This window comes from Streptococcus suis, assembly GCF_002960445.1.
Lineage (GTDB): Bacteria > Bacillota > Bacilli > Lactobacillales > Streptococcaceae > Streptococcus > Streptococcus hyiners.
Genome location: NZ_POJD01000244.1, coordinates 1 through 379, shown reverse-complemented (window position 1 = coordinate 379; position 379 = coordinate 1). Strand labels below are relative to the sequence as shown.

The 379-nt window shown below is 34.0% G+C and carries 1 pseudogene; it reads left to right on the top strand.

The features are described from left to right. Positions 1-66 precede the first annotated feature (66 nt). Positions 67-379: pseudogene (locus C1G53_RS09145) on the top strand (replication initiation factor domain-containing protein); the annotation flags it as partial.

Sequence of the window (379 nt, the reverse complement as noted above, 5' to 3'; positions counted from 1 at the left end):
CACGAAGTAACTGGGCAGGTGTTAAATTAGTATGTGAGGACATTAAAATTCTAGGAGCATAACCCTATGAATACAGTCAGAATTGATTATTTTGCAGTAACCGTTAAAAATATTCCTCCAGAAAGTGTTTTAACTGATATTCTTTTAATTCCTTTAGAAGATTTCACATTAAATAATTGGGGAATAAACAAGTACCAGCGACATTATGCTTGTTCTGAGATTAAAGTGTACTTTAATGAGGATAGACCTTCAATGGGGGTTTTTATCGAATTAAAAGGGCAAGGTTGTCGCCAATATGAAGAATTTTTGGACGGTAACGAAAATAATTGGATAGCTTTGATAGGTCGGTTGTATCAGTATTCGGTTAATTTTACTCGCT